The organism is Streptomyces sp. A0642 (genome assembly GCF_004795105.1).
In the GTDB taxonomy this organism is placed as follows: Bacteria; Actinomycetota; Actinomycetes; order Streptomycetales; family Streptomycetaceae; genus Streptomyces.
In genome coordinates, this window is sequence record NZ_SSBL01000002.1 from 168748 (window position 1) to 183971 (window position 15224).

12 protein-coding genes are annotated in these 15224 nt (G+C 69.6%); 2 read left to right on the forward strand and 10 right to left on the reverse strand.

Annotated elements, in window-relative coordinates; genetic code table 11:
• Window positions 1-74: 74 nt before the first annotated feature.
• Together E6R60_RS04340 and E6R60_RS04345 are read right to left on the reverse strand one after the other, a co-directional pair.
• Window positions 75-2633: a phosphoribosyltransferase gene (locus E6R60_RS04340; protein WP_136325058.1), complete on the reverse strand. Its 2559-nt coding sequence runs from the start codon at window positions 2631-2633 to the stop codon at window positions 75-77.
• Between the two features lie 192 nt (window positions 2634-2825).
• Window positions 2826-3989 carry an HpcH/HpaI aldolase/citrate lyase family protein gene (locus E6R60_RS04345; RefSeq protein WP_136325059.1) on the reverse strand — a complete coding sequence of 388 codons (1164 nt, stop codon included), beginning with the start codon at window positions 3987-3989 and terminating at the stop codon, window positions 2826-2828.
• Between the two features lie 219 nt (window positions 3990-4208).
• Between E6R60_RS04345 and E6R60_RS04350 the strand changes: the two genes are divergently transcribed.
• Window positions 4209-5042 carry a TerD family protein gene (locus E6R60_RS04350; protein ID WP_136325060.1) on the forward strand — a complete coding sequence of 278 codons (834 nt, stop codon included), beginning with the start codon at window positions 4209-4211 and terminating at the stop codon, window positions 5040-5042.
• A 54-nt stretch (window positions 5043-5096) separates the two neighbouring features.
• Here E6R60_RS04350 and E6R60_RS04355 read toward each other — a convergent pair whose 3' ends face one another.
• The 6 genes from E6R60_RS04355 to E6R60_RS04380 all read right to left on the reverse strand — a co-directional run bounded on the left by E6R60_RS04355 (window position 5097) and on the right by E6R60_RS04380 (window position 9715).
• Window positions 5097-5837 carry a Tellurium resistance gene (locus E6R60_RS04355; RefSeq protein WP_136325061.1) on the reverse strand — a complete coding sequence of 247 codons (741 nt, stop codon included), beginning with the start codon at window positions 5835-5837 and terminating at the stop codon, window positions 5097-5099.
• A 147-nt stretch (window positions 5838-5984) separates the two neighbouring features.
• Window positions 5985-7118 (reverse strand): DUF475 domain-containing protein, encoded by a 1134-nt coding sequence (locus E6R60_RS04360; RefSeq protein WP_136325062.1) that lies wholly within the window; start codon window positions 7116-7118, stop codon window positions 5985-5987.
• A 69-nt stretch (window positions 7119-7187) separates the two neighbouring features.
• Window positions 7188-7763, reverse strand: coding sequence for a TerD family protein (locus E6R60_RS04365; RefSeq protein WP_136325063.1), 576 nt, complete (start codon window positions 7761-7763; stop codon window positions 7188-7190).
• A 140-nt stretch (window positions 7764-7903) separates the two neighbouring features.
• Window positions 7904-8479: a TerD family protein gene (locus E6R60_RS04370; RefSeq protein ID WP_136325064.1), complete on the reverse strand. Its 576-nt coding sequence runs from the start codon at window positions 8477-8479 to the stop codon at window positions 7904-7906.
• A gap of 150 nt (window positions 8480-8629) precedes the next feature.
• The gene (locus E6R60_RS04375; RefSeq protein WP_136325065.1) at window positions 8630-9088 is read right to left on the reverse strand and encodes a peroxiredoxin; all 459 of its coding nucleotides are present in this window, start codon (window positions 9086-9088) and stop codon (window positions 8630-8632) included.
• Window positions 9089-9277: 189 nt separating this feature from the next.
• Entirely contained in the window at window positions 9278-9715 is a 438-nt protein-coding gene (locus tag E6R60_RS04380; RefSeq protein ID WP_136325066.1) for a DUF3052 domain-containing protein, read from the reverse strand.
• A gap of 550 nt (window positions 9716-10265) precedes the next feature.
• Here E6R60_RS04380 and aceE point away from each other — a divergent pair.
• Window positions 10266-13007 (forward strand): pyruvate dehydrogenase (acetyl-transferring), homodimeric type, encoded by a 2742-nt coding sequence (gene aceE, locus E6R60_RS04385; RefSeq protein WP_136325067.1) that lies wholly within the window; start codon window positions 10266-10268, stop codon window positions 13005-13007.
• Window positions 13008-13075: 68 nt separating this feature from the next.
• Here the strand turns inward: aceE and E6R60_RS04390 are convergent, their stop codons facing one another.
• Together E6R60_RS04390 and E6R60_RS04395 are read right to left on the reverse strand one after the other, a co-directional pair.
• Window positions 13076-13438 carry a peptidase inhibitor family I36 protein gene (locus tag E6R60_RS04390; protein WP_136325068.1) on the reverse strand — a complete coding sequence of 121 codons (363 nt, stop codon included), beginning with the start codon at window positions 13436-13438 and terminating at the stop codon, window positions 13076-13078.
• Window positions 13439-13611: 173 nt separating this feature from the next.
• On the reverse strand, window positions 13612-15222 hold the full coding sequence (locus tag E6R60_RS04395; protein ID WP_136325069.1) for an MFS transporter: 1611 nt from the start codon (window positions 15220-15222) through the stop codon (window positions 13612-13614).
• Window positions 15223-15224 lie beyond the last annotated feature (2 nt).

Genomic DNA, 15224 nt, shown 5'->3' on the forward strand with positions numbered 1-15224 from the left:
CGTGAGCTGGAGGGCGGCCGTCGAGTAGATGAGGGTGCGGTCGAGGTCGCTGGCGACCAGAGCCAGGGGGGTGCTCACTTGGTCTCCACCGCCCGGCCGTCCGCGCCCGTCGCGCCGCGCGTGTACTTCGGGTGGATCAACCCGACGCAGGTGTAGGGGAGTTCGTCGACCTCCTCGACCGGAACGCCGCGCTGCTGCGCCAGCAGCCTGATGTGCTCCAGGTCGGCGCCGGCGCCGCGCTTGGCGAGGATCTTCCACGGGACGCGGCGCAGAAGGACGCGGGTCGTCTCGCCGACCCCCGGCTTGACGAGGTTCACGTCGTGGATGCCGTGCTCCTCGCTGATCCGTTCCACCGCGGCCCAGCCCTCCCAGGTGGGGGCGCGGTCGGCGGTGAGCAGTTCCTTGACCTCGGCGTCCACGGCGTCGGCGACCTCGCCGAACCGGTCGGTGACGGTGTCGAGGAAGTGGCCGGAGACATCGGATCCGGCGAGCTCCCGGTAGAACTTCGCGCCGTGGAAGTCGTCGGGCCCCACGAGGTCGGAGCGCAGGACCGTACGTGAGATCAGCCCGGAGACCGTGGAGTTGAGGCATGCGGACGGGATCAGGAAGTCCTCGCGGGTGCCGTACGTGCGGACGCAGCCGCCCGGATCGGCGAGGACCGCGATCTCCGGGTTGAAGCCGTCGATCCCGTCGGCTTCCTCGAACTCGGCTACGGCCGCGGCGAGTTCGCGGGTGATGGCGCCCTTGCCGGTCCAGCCGTCGACGAAGACGACGTCGGCCGGGTCGTGGTGGGCGGCCAGCCAGCGCAGGGCGTTGGCGTCGATGCCGCGGCCGCGCACGATCGAGACGGCGTAGTGCGGCAGGTCGATGCCGTGCCGGAGCTGGGCCCAGCGGCGCATCAGTACGCCGACGGGGGTGCCGGCCCGGGCCAGCGAGACGAGCACGGGGCGGGGGCCGCGCTCGGCGAGGACCGTCTCGGTGACGGTGCCGACGGCGCGGGCGATGCGCGCCGCGGACAGGTCCAGGGCCGCCTTGAACAGGTCTTGGTACGCATCGGACGGCTGGTACTCGACGGGCAGCGACTCGGCGTAGTGCGCGCCGCCGCTCTGTATCGCCTCCTCGCGCTCCTCGGTGGGCGCCTCCAGCTCGGTGTCCGACAGGTCCTGGAGCAGCCAGCCGACCTCGTCCGGGGCGTAGGAGGAGAAGGCGGGGCCACGGAGGGGCTCGGGCAGCATGGAGGCTTCTTCCTGCCGGTGGGGGGTGTGTGCCGGTGGCGGCCCGGCGGGGACGGCCCCGGACGGTACGTACGAGGGGACGACCGCCAGCAGGACGTGGGCGGTGTGCGGGGCGAGCTGCCCGACCAGGCCGCCGGGGCCGTGCAGGGCGGGGGTGTCGGCGGTGGAGTCGACGACGAGGACCACGGCGTCGAAGCCGCCGCCCGCGACGTTGTACGCGTAGCGGTCGCCCGGGCCGTCGGCCGGGTCGTCATGGGCGGGGAAGACCAGCCGGGTGCGTATCGCATAGCCCGGGTCGTCCACGGCGAGGACCGGGGAGCGGGTGGTGGTGGAGTAGCGGACCTCGGCGTCGATGCGCTCCTCCAGGGCGGTGCCCAGGCGCAGGGGCGCGTACATCAGCTCCTCGAAGCCGAGGACCAGGACGCGGCGGGCGTGCTCGCCCACGGCTGCCGCAATTCTGTCGGCCATGTCGGGGAGCGCGGTCTCCAGGAGGGCGCGGTGCGCGGGGGTGAAGCCGTGCCGGCCGCCGTCGGGCAGCCCCGCGGGCCACTGGAGGTCGATCCGGGTGTGGGGGACGGCAGGGGGCACGTCGCCCCGCGCCTGCGCCTCTCCCCCGGGCCGCCCCGCCGGGGCCTGCGTGGCCCGCGCCTCTCCCCCGGGCAGCCCCGCCGGGGCCTGCGCGGCCCGCTGGGCCGCTTCGTACTCGGCGACGAGCTTCTGGCCCTTCTCCAGGACCCCTTCCGGCAGGCGGACCGTGCCCGAGTTCCTCGCCACCAGGTCGATCCGGGCGCCGATCTCCTCGGCGAACTCCGCGAGCCGCCCGCGGTCGTCCGGTGTACGCATGTCGACCAGGGCCACGATGACGTAGTGCTTGCGGGGGTAGCGCTCGTGCAGGGCGCGAATGGTGTTGAGGACGGTGTTGCCGGTGGAGAACTCGTCGTCCACGAGGACCAGGGTCGCGCCCGCGTCGCCCGTCAGCAGGTCCGGATCCTCCGGCAGCAGCAGGTGCGAGGTGGCGTGCGAGTGCGACTCCTCGAAGCCGCCCGCCCGCGCCACGCCCTCGACGGGGCGCCGCGTCGAGTGGAGGTAGGGGGCCGGTCCGAGCCCGTCGGCGACGGCGTGGCCGAGGCCGGTGGCCGTCTCCGCGTAGCCGAGCACGACGGCGTTCCGCGCCCCCTCCTCACCGAGCAGCTCGCCCACCCGGCGGCCGAGCTCGAAGCCGGCGCCGTACACGACCGAAGGCCGCTGCGGCACGTGCTTGCCGAGCACGTTGGACACGAGCAGATGCGCCCGCTTGGGGTTGCGCCGCAGGGCGAGGCCCAGCAGCTCACGGAGCTCTCCGTCGCCCACCAGCTCGACGCCCAGCCGCTCCGCGACCCAGCTACCCGACCACACCACGTTCGCCGTTTCCTTCCGTTGGCCTGTCACGCACCCGCTCGCCGGGAACGCCGTTGGTCACGCACCCGCTCGCCGGGAACGCCGTTGGTCACGCACCCGCTCGCCGGGAACGCCGTTGGTCACGCACCCGCTCGCCGGGAACGCCGTTGGTCACGCACCCGCTCACCTGGGAAACCAGCGCGGGCTCCCCGCTCATTCCGCGAGGCCGGCCGCCAGCAGTTCCACGAAGCCGACGTCCCCCCTCGCCACGCCGAAGACCTCGGCCCGCCGCAGCGTGCGTTCGGCCCAGGCCCGGTGCGGCTTCACTTCGTTCATCTTGTTCGTGTACGAGGAGCGCAGCACCCCGCCACCGTCGCGCTCCGGCCGCAGGATGTCCTGCGCGTCGCTGAACTCTTCGTGGCTGACCACGGACAGTGCGTGCACGGGGGCGACGTGCGACGGGTGGATGCAGGTCTTGCCGAGCAGGCCGTTGGCGCGGTCGAGCTCGATCTCCCGCAGCAGCCCGTCCAGGTCGTGCTCGATCAGGGCCGTGCGCAGCTCCTCCGCCCGGCCCTCCAGGAAGGGGCTGCGGCGCAGCTGTGGCTTGAACATGCGCTCCTGGAGCCTGAAGTACTCCCAGACCGGGCCGGTGATGGTGAAGCCCGTTCCGTCCGCGCGGCCCAGCACGTTGACCACGTCGGAGATGACGTCGCCGACGATCCGGACGTCGTACGCCGTCATGTCGGGCGCGCGGCGCAGTCCGTAGGCGGAGCAGAAGTCGGTGACGCCGAGGCGCAGGGCGAGCACCCGGTCACGGTAGGTGTCGACGGTGCGGGCGATCTTCTGGAGGGACTCCTGGCGGGTCTCCAGATGCAGCAGCTCGGGGGACTCGAGCACGGGCATGGCGAAGAGCCGCCGCCCGCAGGCCGACTCCGCCTTGGTGAGCGCCTCCATGAAGGGGATGCCGCGCTCCTGCGTGAACTTGGGAAGTACAAATCCGGACAACAATCGGACGGACTCCCCGAGCCGGCGCACGAGGTCCGTGATCTGGCGCGGTTCGCGGACGCGGATGAACAGCAGGGGCAGTTCGCCGCCGCGCTCGGCGAGGTCGGCGAACTGCCTGACCAGGTTCTCCTCGGCGGCCGGCACCTCGGAGTCCTCGATCGAATCCTCCAGGCACAACACCATGGAGACGACTCCGCGACCGGCCTGCTTGACGACGTCGTCGGCGAGCCGGGGCCGGGTGGCGGGGCTGTACAGGGTGGCGCCCAGAGCGGCCGCGATGACGGGGGCCGGCGAGTCGGCGTCGAAGGCGCAGGGCTCGCGGAAGAACAGGGCGCCCCTGACGGCCGGTGCGATATGCCCGAAATGACGCATGTGATTCCCCCTGTACTGCCTGACCGATCGGACGACGTGTGGCCGGTAATAGTACGTACGGCCGGGTGTCGGCAGTTCCCTGCCTGCATGAATTCCGGGTAACTCGTCCATTTAGCGCCGCTTCCGAAGGGTGCGGAGGGGCGTACTCCAGCCTTCCCCCGCGACACGGCTTGACCCCCGCGTTGTCCGCACGGGCAGCCAGCAGGCAGGATGACCGGCATGACGCACGCGATGGTGAAAGGCTCGAACGTCCCCCTCGACGCCATGGCCGTACGGGCCGTGCTGCGCTGGACCCCGGGCGCCGGGATCCCCGATGTGGACGCCTCGGCCCTGCTGCTCGGCTCCGGCGGCCGCGTGCGCTCCGACGAGGACTTCGTCTTCTACAACCAGCCGCGTCACCCCTCCGGCCTGGTCCGACGGCTTCCGAAGCGGAGCCTGCCCGAGGGCCTGACGGACACCATCGAGGCCGACCTGAACGGGCTCGACCCCTCGGTCGACCAGGTCGTCATCGCCGCGTCCTCCGACGGGGCCGCCTTCGAGCACGTGCGCGATCTGCGCATCCTCCTGTACGACGCCGCGGCACCGGGCGGCGAACCGCTCGCCGTCTTCGACGTGCGGCCGGAAACCGGCGAGGAGACCGCGATCATCTGCGGCGAGCTGTACCGGCGCGGCGATGGCTGGAAATTCCGGGCCGTGGGCCAGGGGTACCCGACCGGTCTCATCGGTCTCGCGACCGCCTTCGGCATCTCGGTGGACGAGTCGGAGGCCGCCGACGAGCCCGGCCCGACGCCTCCGCCCGCGCCCGCCTTCCCGCCCGCGCCGGCTCCCGGCCCCGACGCGCAGGCCACCGTCCAGCACCAGCAGCCGGCGTACGGCTATCCGCAGCCCGCTGCGGCCCCTGGGGCGCCGGGACCGGGGTCCGGCTACGGCTACCCGCAGCCGGCGTCCGCGCAGCCCGCCTACGGCTATCCGCAGCCCGCGGCGGCGGCAGCACACGCGCCTGACCCGAATTTCGTCCTGCCGCCGCAGGGGCCGCAGTTCATACGGCCCTGACCTGCCCCCCGGCCCTCATCCGCCGGACGGCCCCGGCCCAGAGCGCCGCCCGGCTCACGCACGGCTCTTGTTCTTGTAGCCGCGCCCCCACTGCATGCCGTACCCGTACAGCCGGTCCAGCTCCGACTGGAACCCGTACACGAACTTCACCTCGCGCCGCACGATCAGCTCATCCTTGACGTTCTCCAGCGTGAACACGGCGCAGGAACGGGCCTGCGGGGCCCGTTCCTCCAGCTCGATCTCGATGCGCGGCCCGTTGCCCGGGTAGAGCGTCACCTTCGCGTGCGTACGGTCGAAGGCCGGGGTCTGGTCGTAGATGTAGACGAAGAACAGCATGCGCTTGATCTGCTCGCGCTGGTCGAGGTTGACGTAGACGGTCTCCCCGGACGCCGAACCGAAGCGGTCGTCCCCGCTGAGCTTGATGTAGGGCGGCCCGTTCAGATCGCCGAGCAGATTGCCGAGCGGCTGCACCACACCCTTGGTGCCGTCCGTCAGCTCGTACATGCAGCCCAGGTCCAGGTCGACGTTGGCCACCCCCTGGGTGTGCGCCTGGACCACGTCGGGCTGGAACAGCTTCAGCGGCCGCAGCAGCCGCCCGCTCTGCCGGGACCGGCCCCCGATGTCGGACGTACGCATCTGCCAGGAGAGGTTGACCCGGAGATTGCCGGTCAGCGCTCCCTGCTTGGTGAGTGAGACCGTCGCGTGCCGCCGGGAGAGCACGATGGAGTTGGTGGCCGCGCTGCCCGACTCGAACTGGGCCTCCCGCCCCGGCCACAGGCTGTTCCAGAACGCCATCCCCAACCCCCACGCATATCGGCCCCGGTCGCACGGCACGTGCGACGCACGCACCGCTGCGGGGCGGCTCCGGGCCGGATCCGGGTGTACCCCGAACCGATGCCGTACGAGCCGCCCCGCAGAGAGCGTTCCTCATTCCCTGCCGGGTCACACCCCGGCGGAGACTTCCTTGCTGTTTTCGCCGCCTTCGGCCGCGATCGCCTTGTTGCGGCGGACCGAGGACCAGAAGGACCAGCCGATCAGGATGATGCCGACGGAACCCGTGATGAGCTCGTGGATCTCGTACTGGATCGTGACGAGCAGGATGACCGCCAGGGCGCCGATCGCGTAGTGCGCGCCGTGCTCCAGGTAGACGTAGTCGTCCAGGGTGCCCTGGCGGACCAGGTAGACCGTGAGCGAACGGACGTACATGGCGCCGATACCGAGGCCCAGGGCCATCAGCACGATCTCGTTGGTGATCGCGAAGGCGCCGATGACACCGTCGAACGAGAAGGACGCGTCGAGCACTTCCAGGTAGAGGAACATGAAGAACGCGGCCTTGCCGGAGAGCGCGACGGCGGAGATCTTCTTGCCGGTCCGCCTGGCCTCTTCCTCCGCCTCGTGCTCCCGTTCCTCCTCCTCTTCGAGCTTGTTCTCGAAGTAGCCGGAGAGACCGCCGACGACGAGGTACGTGATCAGACCCGCGATACCCGCGAGCAGGACCGTCTCGGCCTTGTCCGCGTGGCCGCCGCCGTGCTGGTGCGCCTGGGTCGCGAAGGTCAGGGCGGAGATCAGCAGGACGATCAGCGCGATGCAGACCGACAGCATGTCGACCTTGCCGAGCTTGGCGAGCGGGCGCTCGATCCAGCGCAGCCACTGGATGTCACGGTCCTCGAAGATGAAGTCGAGGAAGATCATGAGCAGGAACATGCCACCGAAGGCGGCGATCGCCGGGTGGGCGTCGGTGACCAGTTGCTTGTACTGGTCCGGGTCGTTGAAGGAAAGATCGATTGCCTCGATCGGTCCCAGCTTGGCTGTGATGGCCACGATCACGACGGGGAACACCAGTCGCATACCGAAGACCGCGATGAGAACGCCGACCGTGAGGAAGATCTTCTGCCAGAAGGCACTCATCTTCTTCAGGATTCCGGCGTTGATCACCGCGTTGTCGAAGGACAGCGAGATCTCCAGGACGGAAAGGATCGCCACCACTCCGAAGGCTTCCCACCCCCCGTAGAACCACGCTGCGACCAGACCGATCGCGGTAATCGCGAACGACCAGCCGAAGGTTTTCAGCACCACTGGCTACCCCATCATGTGTGTAAGGGTCTCCCCCGACTTGCCCGGGGCTCCCCCGCGCCGTGCGCGGCTTTACGAAACGTTGACCCCGAAGTCTAGAGCGATGCCCCGGAGTCCCGACGCGTACCCCTGCCCCACTGCACGGAACTTCCACTCGCCGTTGTAGCGGTAGAGCTCGCCGAAGATCATCGCGGTCTCCGTGGAGGCGTCCTCGCTGAGGTCGTAGCGCGCGAGTTCCTGACCGTCGGCCTGATTGACCACACGGATGAACGCGTTGCTGACCTGGCCGAACGTCTGCCCGCGATTGTCGGCCTCGTGGATGGAGACCGGGAACACGATCTTGTCGCAGTGGGCCGGCACCTGGTTGAGGTTCACGATGACCGACTCGTCGTCGCCCTCGCCCTCACCCGTGAGGTTGTCACCGGTGTGCTCGACGGAACCGTCGGGGCTCGTGAGGTTGTTGTAGAACACGAACCATTCGTCGCCGAGCACCCGGCCCGACTGGCACAGCAGTGCGCTGGCGTCGAGGTCGAAGTCCGCCCCCGTGGTGGATCGTGCGTCCCAGCCGAGCCCGATGAGCACCTGGGTGAGATTGGGTGCGGCCTTGGAGAGGGAGACATTGCCTCCCTTGGCGAGCGTGACGCCCATGCTGTGTCCTCCCCGAGTCGATGAACCGGTGATGAGCCGGCGGATCCGTCTGCTGAGCGCGTCCGGCGCCGCACAGCTGTGCGGCGCCGGACGGGACGTGCTGAAGGCCTGTCCGGGACCGAGGCCCCGGACGCGGCTTGCTAGACGTTGACGCCGAAGTCCTGCGCGATGCCGCGCAGCCCCGAGGCGTAGCCCTGGCCGATGGCGCGGAACTTCCACTCCGCACCGTTGCGGTACAGCTCGCCGAAGACCATGGCGGTCTCCGTGGAGGCGTCCTCGCTGAGGTCGTAGCGCGCGAGCTCGGTGTTGTCGGCCTGGTTGACCACGCGGATGTACGCGTTGCGCACCTGGCCGAAGCTCTGCTGGCGGGACTCGGCCTCGTAGATCGAGACCGGGAAGACGACCTTGTCGACGTCGGCCGGGACGCCGGCCAGGTTCACCTTGATGACCTCGTCGTCGCCCTCGCCCTCACCGGTGAGGTTGTCACCGGTGTGCTCGACGGAGCCGTCGGGGCTCTTGAGGTTGTTGAAGAAGACGAAGTTGCCGTCGTTGCCGACCTTGCCCTCGGCGTTCGTCAGCAGGGCGCTGGCGTCGAGGTCGAAGTCTCCGCCGGTGGTGGTACGGGCGTCCCAGCCCAGACCCACGATGACCGCGGTCAGGTTGGGCGCGGCCTTGGTCAGCGAGACGTTGCCGCCCTTGCTGAGGCTGACTCCCACGAGTCCTCCCATTGGTTTCTTTGGGGGCCGGCCGGTGCCGGCGCCTCCAGGTCGTGTTGGCATCCGATCAACGACTGGATCCTAGTGACCGGTTCCCGGCCAAAACAGGCTTTTGGCCGGGGGTCGCGCGGAGATCCGCCGGATCTCGGATCAGAGGGCGCCGAGCGCCTTGATGTACTCGTCGAGGTCGCGCGCGTCGGGCAGGCCGTTGACGACCGTCCAGCGCACCACGCCCTCCTTGTCGATGATGAAGGTCCCGCGCACCGCGCACCCCTTGTCCTCGTCGAAGACGCCGTACGCGCGCGAGGTCTCGCCGTGCGGCCAGAAGTCCGAGACGAGCGGGTACTCGAGGCCCTCCTGCTCGGCGAAGACGCGCAGGGTGTGGATGGAGTCGTTGGAGACGGCGATCAGCTGCGTGTCGTCGTTCTCGAAGGCGGGCAGCTCGTCGCGGAGCGCGCAGAGCTCGCCCGTGCAGACGCCGGTGAAGGCGAACGGGTAGAACAGCAGCACCACGTTCTTCTCACCGCGGAAGTCCGAGAGCTTCACGGTCCGGCCGTGGTTGTCCTTCAGCTCGAAATCCGGGGCCTTGGTGCCGACCTCGATCGCCATGAAAACGCGTCCCTTCGCTACGTCACCGGGCTGGGCTGTCCGGGTGACTCCCACCCTACGCAGAGGCGCCGGGCGGGCGGGCGGCACCCGGGAAGCTTCCCGCGGACGTGCGGGGGAATGTGCGGGGGAATGTACGAAGGCCCCGGACGGCGTGACGCCGTCGGGGGCCTTCATGGGGGGAGGTGCGGTTCAGCGCCTGGTCTTGGCCGCCTTCGGCGTGACCAGACGGCTGCCCGTCCAGTCCTTGCCCGCACTGATGCTCTTGGTCTGGGCGAGACCGGCTGTCTGGGCAGCCTCGTTGATATCGCTCGGCTCGACGTATCCGTCACGGCCGGTCTTCGGCGTCATCAGCCAGACCGTACCGCCGTCCTCGAGCAGACCAATGGCATCCACCAGCGCGTCCGTAAGGTCGCCGTCCTCGTCGCGGAACCAGAGCAGGACGACGTCTGCGACGTCGTCGTACTCCTCATCGACGAGTTCCTGGCCGGTAGTGGCCTCAATGCCCTCACGGAGCTCCAGCTCGACGTCGTCGTCGTAGCCGATCTCCTGGACCACCTGTCCGGGCTCGAACCCCAGGCGTGCTGCCGGGTTGGTCCGCTCCTCCGCGTGGTCCGCGGTCGCGCTCACGGGTTGCCTCCTGATCATGTTTCGGAAAAAGCTTCAGCCACGCGCGTGCGCGGGGCGTTGGCCGTAGTCCACACGGGAGTGGCGGATCGCGCAAGTACCCAGCGTACGAGACCGCCTAAACGGTGACGTTCCCTGCCACGTCGCCGCGGTGTCGGCGGGCCCCTCGCGGGAGCCGGCGCTGCCGTCCACACCCTTTACGTCCTTGAACAGCTTATGCGGTTTCGGTCCGGCATTCGGAGTCGAACAGCATTTGGGAGCGCTTGGACCCCTTGGGCGTATGGTTGCGGTTTGGCCCGTCCCATCCTGCCCCACGTCTCCTGTCCGGCCGTCCCGCCCGTCCCCCGACCGGCCGGACACGCGTGTACCCGCTCCGGCGCGGCCCGTGCGTCCGCCCGGGAGCCGGCTTCGCGAACGCCTGCGGTTACCTTTCGGTAGAGATGACGTTTCGCGTCCTCGCGGTACACGATGGGATGGCGTACGCGCAGACATCCCGGGGGCACGCCTCCCGTGACCAGGCCCCGTAGAGCAGCACCGACAGCGAAGGAACAGCGTGGCTTCCGGATCCGATCGCAATCCGATCATCATTGGCGGCCTTCCGAGTCAGGTCCCGGACTTCGATCCCGAAGAGACCCAGGAATGGCTCGACTCACTCGACGCCGCCGTCGACGAGCGAGGCCGTGAGCGGGCCCGCTACCTCATGCTCCGGCTCATCGAGCGCGCGCGCGAGAAGCGTGTCGCCGTGCCGGAGATGCGCAGCACGGACTACGTGAACACGATCGCCACGAAGGACGAGCCGTTCTTCCCCGGCGACGAGGAGATCGAGCGCAAGGTCCTCAACGCGACCCGCTGGAACGCGGCCGTGATGGTGTCGCGCGCGCAGCGCCCGGGGATCGGCGTGGGCGGTCACATCGCCACGTTCGCCTCCTCCGCCTCGCTGTACGACGTGGGCTTCAACCACTTCTTCCGCGGCAAGGACGACGGCCGGGGCGGCGACCAGATCTTCTTCCAGGGGCACGCGTCCCCCGGCATCTACGCCCGCGCCTACCTGCTGGACCGGCTGAGCGAGGCGCAGCTCGACGCCTTCCGCCAGGAGAAGTCGAAGGCGCCGAACGGCCTGTCCAGCTATCCGCACCCGCGGCTGATGCCGGACTTCTGGGAGTTCCCGACCGTGTCGATGGGTCTCGGCCCGCTCGGCGCGATCTACCAGGCGCGGATGAACCGCTACATGGAGGCGCGCGGCATCGCCGACACCTCCGATTCGCACGTCTGGGCGTATCTGGGCGACGGCGAGATGGACGAGCCGGAGTCGCTCGGCCAGCTCTCGATCGCGGCCCGCGAGGGTCTGGACAACCTGACCTTCGTCGTCAACTGCAACCTGCAGCGCCTCGACGGCCCGGTGCGCGGCAACGGCAAGGTCATCCAGGAGCTGGAGTCGCAGTTCCGCGGGGCCGGGTGGAACGTCATCAAGCTGGTGTGGGACCGCTCCTGGGACCCGCTGCTGGCGCAGGACCGCACGGGCATCCTGGTCAACAAGCTGAACACCACGCCGGACGGGCAGTTCCAGACGTACGCCACCGAGACGGGTGCGTACATCCGTGAGCACTTCTTCGGTGACGACCCGCGGCTGCGCGACATGGTCAAGGACATGACCGACCAGCAGATCCTGCACCTCGGGCGTGGCGGCCACGACCACAAGAAGGTCTACGCGGCGTACGCGGCGGCCAAGGCGCACAAGGGCCAGCCGACGGTGATCCTGGCGCAGACGGTCAAGGGCTGGACGCTGGGGCCGAACTTCGAGGGCCGCAACGCGACCCACCAGATGAAGAAGCTCACGGCCGAGGACCTCAAGCGCTTCCGGGACCGGCTGCACATTCCGATCGCGGACAAGGACCTGGAGGACGGCAACCCGCCGTACTACCACCCGGGCCGCGACTCGGAGGAGATCCAGTACATGCACGACCGCCGCAAGGGTCTGGGCGGTTACGTCCCGACCCGTGTGGTGCGGGCGAAGCCTCTGGCGCTGCCCGACGACAAGGTGTACGCGACCGCGAAGAAGGGCTCGGGTCAGCAGTCGATCGCCACGACCATGGCGTTCGTGCGCATCCTGAAGGAACTCATGCGGGACAAGGAGATCGGCAAGCGTTTCGTGCTGATCGCGCCCGACGAGTACCGCACCTTCGGCATGGACGCGTTCTTCCCGAGCGCGAAGATCTACAACCCGCTCGGCCAGCAGTACGAGTCGGTGGACCGTGATCTGCTGCTCGCGTACAAGGAGTCGCCGACCGGGCAGATGCTGCACGACGGCATCTCGGAGGCGGGCTGCACGGCCTCTCTGATCGCCGCGGGTTCGGCGTACGCCACGCACGGTGAGCCGCTGATCCCGGTGTACGTCTTCTACTCGATGTTCGGTTTCCAGCGCACGGGCGACCAGTTCTGGCAGATGGCCGACCAGCTGGCGCGCGGCTTCGTGCTGGGCGCGACCGCCGGCCGCACGACGCTGACGGGCGAGGGCCTCCAGCACGCGGACGGGCACTCGCAGCTGCTCGCGTCGACGAACCCGGGCTGTGTCGCGTACGACCCGGCGTTCGGGTTCGAGATCGCGCACATCGTCAAGGACGGTCTGCGCAGGATGTACGGCGGGACGCCCGAGGAGAACGAGGACGTCTTCTACTACCTCACCGTCTACAACGAGCCGATCCAGCATCCGGCGGAGCCCGCCGACGTGGACGTCGAGGGCATCCTGAAGGGCGTCTACCGCTACAGCAGCGGCGAGAAGGGCGCGATCCCGGCCCAGATCATGGCGTCGGGCGTGGCGGTCCCGTGGGCGGTCGAGGCGCAGCGCATCCTCGCCGACGAGTGGAACGTGAAGGCGGACGTCTGGTCGGCGACCTCCTGGAACGAGCTGCGGCGCGAGGCCGTGGACGTGGAGCGGTACAACCTGCTGCATCCCGAGGAGGAGCAGCGCGTTCCGTACGTGACGCGCAAGCTGTCCGGGGCGCAGGGGCCGTTCGTGGCGGTCTCGGACTGGATGCGGTCCGTGCCCGACCAGATCTCCCGCTGGGTTCCGGGGGCGTACCAGTCGCTGGGTGCGGACGGTTTCGGCTTCGCGGACACGCGCGGGGCGGCCCGCCGGTTCTTCCACATCGACGCGCAGTCGATCGTCCTGGCGGTGCTGACCGAGCTCGCGAAGGAGGGCAGGATCGACCGTTCGGCGCTGAAGACCGCGGTCGACCGTTACGACCTCCTGGACGTGGCCGCGGCCGACCCGGGTGCGGCGGGCGGCGACGCGTAGGGACGTGACCACGGACGCGGGGCGGCGGGACCTGAAGGGGTCCCGCCGCCCCGCGCCGCTGTGTGCGGTCAGTTCTCCCAGATCTTGAAGGCCCGTACCTGGTACGGGGAGCGGGGCACCCAGGTGCCGCCGCCCGGGTACGTCTCGAACTCGCCGGTCTCCTCGCACTCCGCCGACTGGTAGGTGGTGACGGGCCGGCCCGTGCGGTTGACCAGGGCCTGGACGGTGGTGCCCGCCTCGATCGGTACGCAGCTCTCGATGTCGGTGGTGGAGAGTTCGTGGACCTGCCGGGCGCCGGTGAAGTCGGGTTTCGCCCAGAGACAGAGCTGGCCGGTCCCGCAGTCCCCGAGCCGGCCGGGTGCGGCGTGGGCCGGAGCCTGTGGGAGGAGCGCGGTGGCGGCCAGGGCGGCCGCGACAACGGTCGTACGCATGTGAATCAACCCCCGTGCTGATGTGGATCTTCCACGCCCACCCTGAGCCGGGCCGCGACGGATCGGGAAGGGGGCCGGGGGCAGGACCACCCTGATAGGCGACAGCCCCGCCGGAACGTTCCGGCGGGGCTGTTGTACGCACTGTGTTGACGCACCCGGGGTGCGGGCCGGTCTCAGATGTGACCGGCTCCCGCGCCCGCCTCGGCGTTCTCGCCGCGCTTGGTCAGGGTGGCGACGAGCGCGGCGATCACCGCGACGATGCCGGCGACCATGAAGGCCGTGCTCATGCCGGAGAGGAAGCTGTCGTGGGCGACGCCCACGATCTTGCCAGCGACGTCGGGCGGGGTCCCCTCGGCGACCGGCGGTATGCCGACCTTGATGGCGGACGACGCCTTGTCGAGCTGCTCGGCCGACAGCGGCGGGAGCTTCGCCTCCGTCCAGTTGCCGGGGAGTACGGAGTCGACCCGGGCGGCCATGATCGCGCCCAGGACCGCCGTGCCGAGGCTGCCGCCGACCTGCATGGCGGCCTGCTGCAGACCGCCCGCGACGCCGGAGAGCTCCATCGGGGCGTTGCCGACGATGACCTCGGTGGCGCCGACCATCACCGGCGCGAGGCCGAGGCCGAGCAGACCGAACCAGATGGACATGGTCAGGGTGCCGGTACCGATGGACAGCTGGGACATGCCGAAGCAGGCGATCGCCGTGCACACCATGCCGCCGACGAGCGGGACCCGCGGTCCGAACTTGGTGATCATGAAGCCCGCGAGCGGCGAGGCGACGATCATCATGCCGGTCAGCGGCAGCAGGTGCAGACCGCTGTCGACGGGGCTCAGACCGTGCACGTTCTGCAGGTAGAAGGTGACGAAGAACAGTCCGCCCATGAAGGCGAAGGCCATCAGCACCATCAGGACCACGCCCGCGGAGAGCGGAACGGACCGGAACATCGCCAGCGGGATCAGCGGTTCACGCACGCGCTGCTGGACGAGGGCGAACCCGGCGAACAGGACCACGGCGGCCACCAGGAAGCCGACGGTCCTGGCCTCGCCCCAGCCCCACTCCGCGCCCTTGATGAGCGCCCAGATCAGGCAGAACATCGCCGTGGAGAGCAGCACGATGCCGGCGATGTCGAAGGAGCGCGGCGCGTTCTCGGCGCGGTGGTCCTTCAGGATCAGCGCGCCCATGACGAGGGCGATCACACCGACCGGCACGTTGATGAAGAAGACGGACTGCCAGCTGACGTGCTCGACGAGCACGCCGCCCAGGATCGGGCCGCCCGCGGTCGAGGCGCCGATCACCATGCCCCAGATGCCGATCGCCATGTTCAGCTTCTCGGCCGGGAACGTGGCGCGCAGCAGGCCGAGCGCGGCGGGCATCAGCAGGGCGCCGAAGAGGCCCTGGAGCACGCGGAAGGTGATGACCAGGACGACGCTGCCGGAGAAGCCGATGGCTCCCGACGCGGCGGCGAAGCCGACGACGCCTATGAGGAAGGTCTGGCGGTGACCGAACCGGTCACCGAGCTTGCCCGCGGTGATCAGGGAGACGGCGAGGGCCAGCATGTAGCCGTTGGTGATCCACTGGACGTCGGCGAGCGAGGCGCCGAGGTCCTTCTGGATCGCGGGGTTGGCGATCGCGACGATCGTGCCGTCGAGCGCGACCATCATCACGCCGATGGCCACGGAGAAGAGCGTCAGCCAGGGGTGGCCGCGCAGCCCCTTGGCGGGTGCGGGGCCGAGCGGGTCCCGGGGCTGCTTCGAAGCCTTTTCGACGGTGGTCTGACTAGTCATAC

Excerpts from the sequence above, each read along its gene's own strand:
- E6R60_RS04345 (WP_136325059.1), bottom strand. The coding sequence starts at position 3,989 with ATGCGTCATTTCGGGCATATCGCACCGGCCGTCAGGGGCGCCCTGTTC.
- E6R60_RS04350 (WP_136325060.1), top strand. The coding sequence starts at position 4,209 with ATGACGCACGCGATGGTGAAAGGCTCGAACGTCCCCCTCGACGCCATG.
- E6R60_RS04355 (WP_136325061.1), bottom strand. The coding sequence starts at position 5,837 with ATGGCGTTCTGGAACAGCCTGTGGCCGGGGCGGGAGGCCCAGTTCGAG.
- E6R60_RS04365 (WP_136325063.1), bottom strand. The coding sequence starts at position 7,763 with ATGGGCGTCACGCTCGCCAAGGGAGGCAATGTCTCCCTCTCCAAGGCC.
- E6R60_RS04375 (WP_136325065.1), bottom strand. The coding sequence starts at position 9,088 with ATGGCGATCGAGGTCGGCACCAAGGCCCCGGATTTCGAGCTGAAGGAC.
- E6R60_RS04390 (WP_136325068.1), bottom strand. The coding sequence starts at position 13,438 with ATGCGTACGACCGTTGTCGCGGCCGCCCTGGCCGCCACCGCGCTCCTC.
- E6R60_RS04395 (WP_136325069.1), bottom strand. The coding sequence starts at position 15,222 with ATGACTAGTCAGACCACCGTCGAAAAGGCTTCGAAGCAGCCCCGGGAC.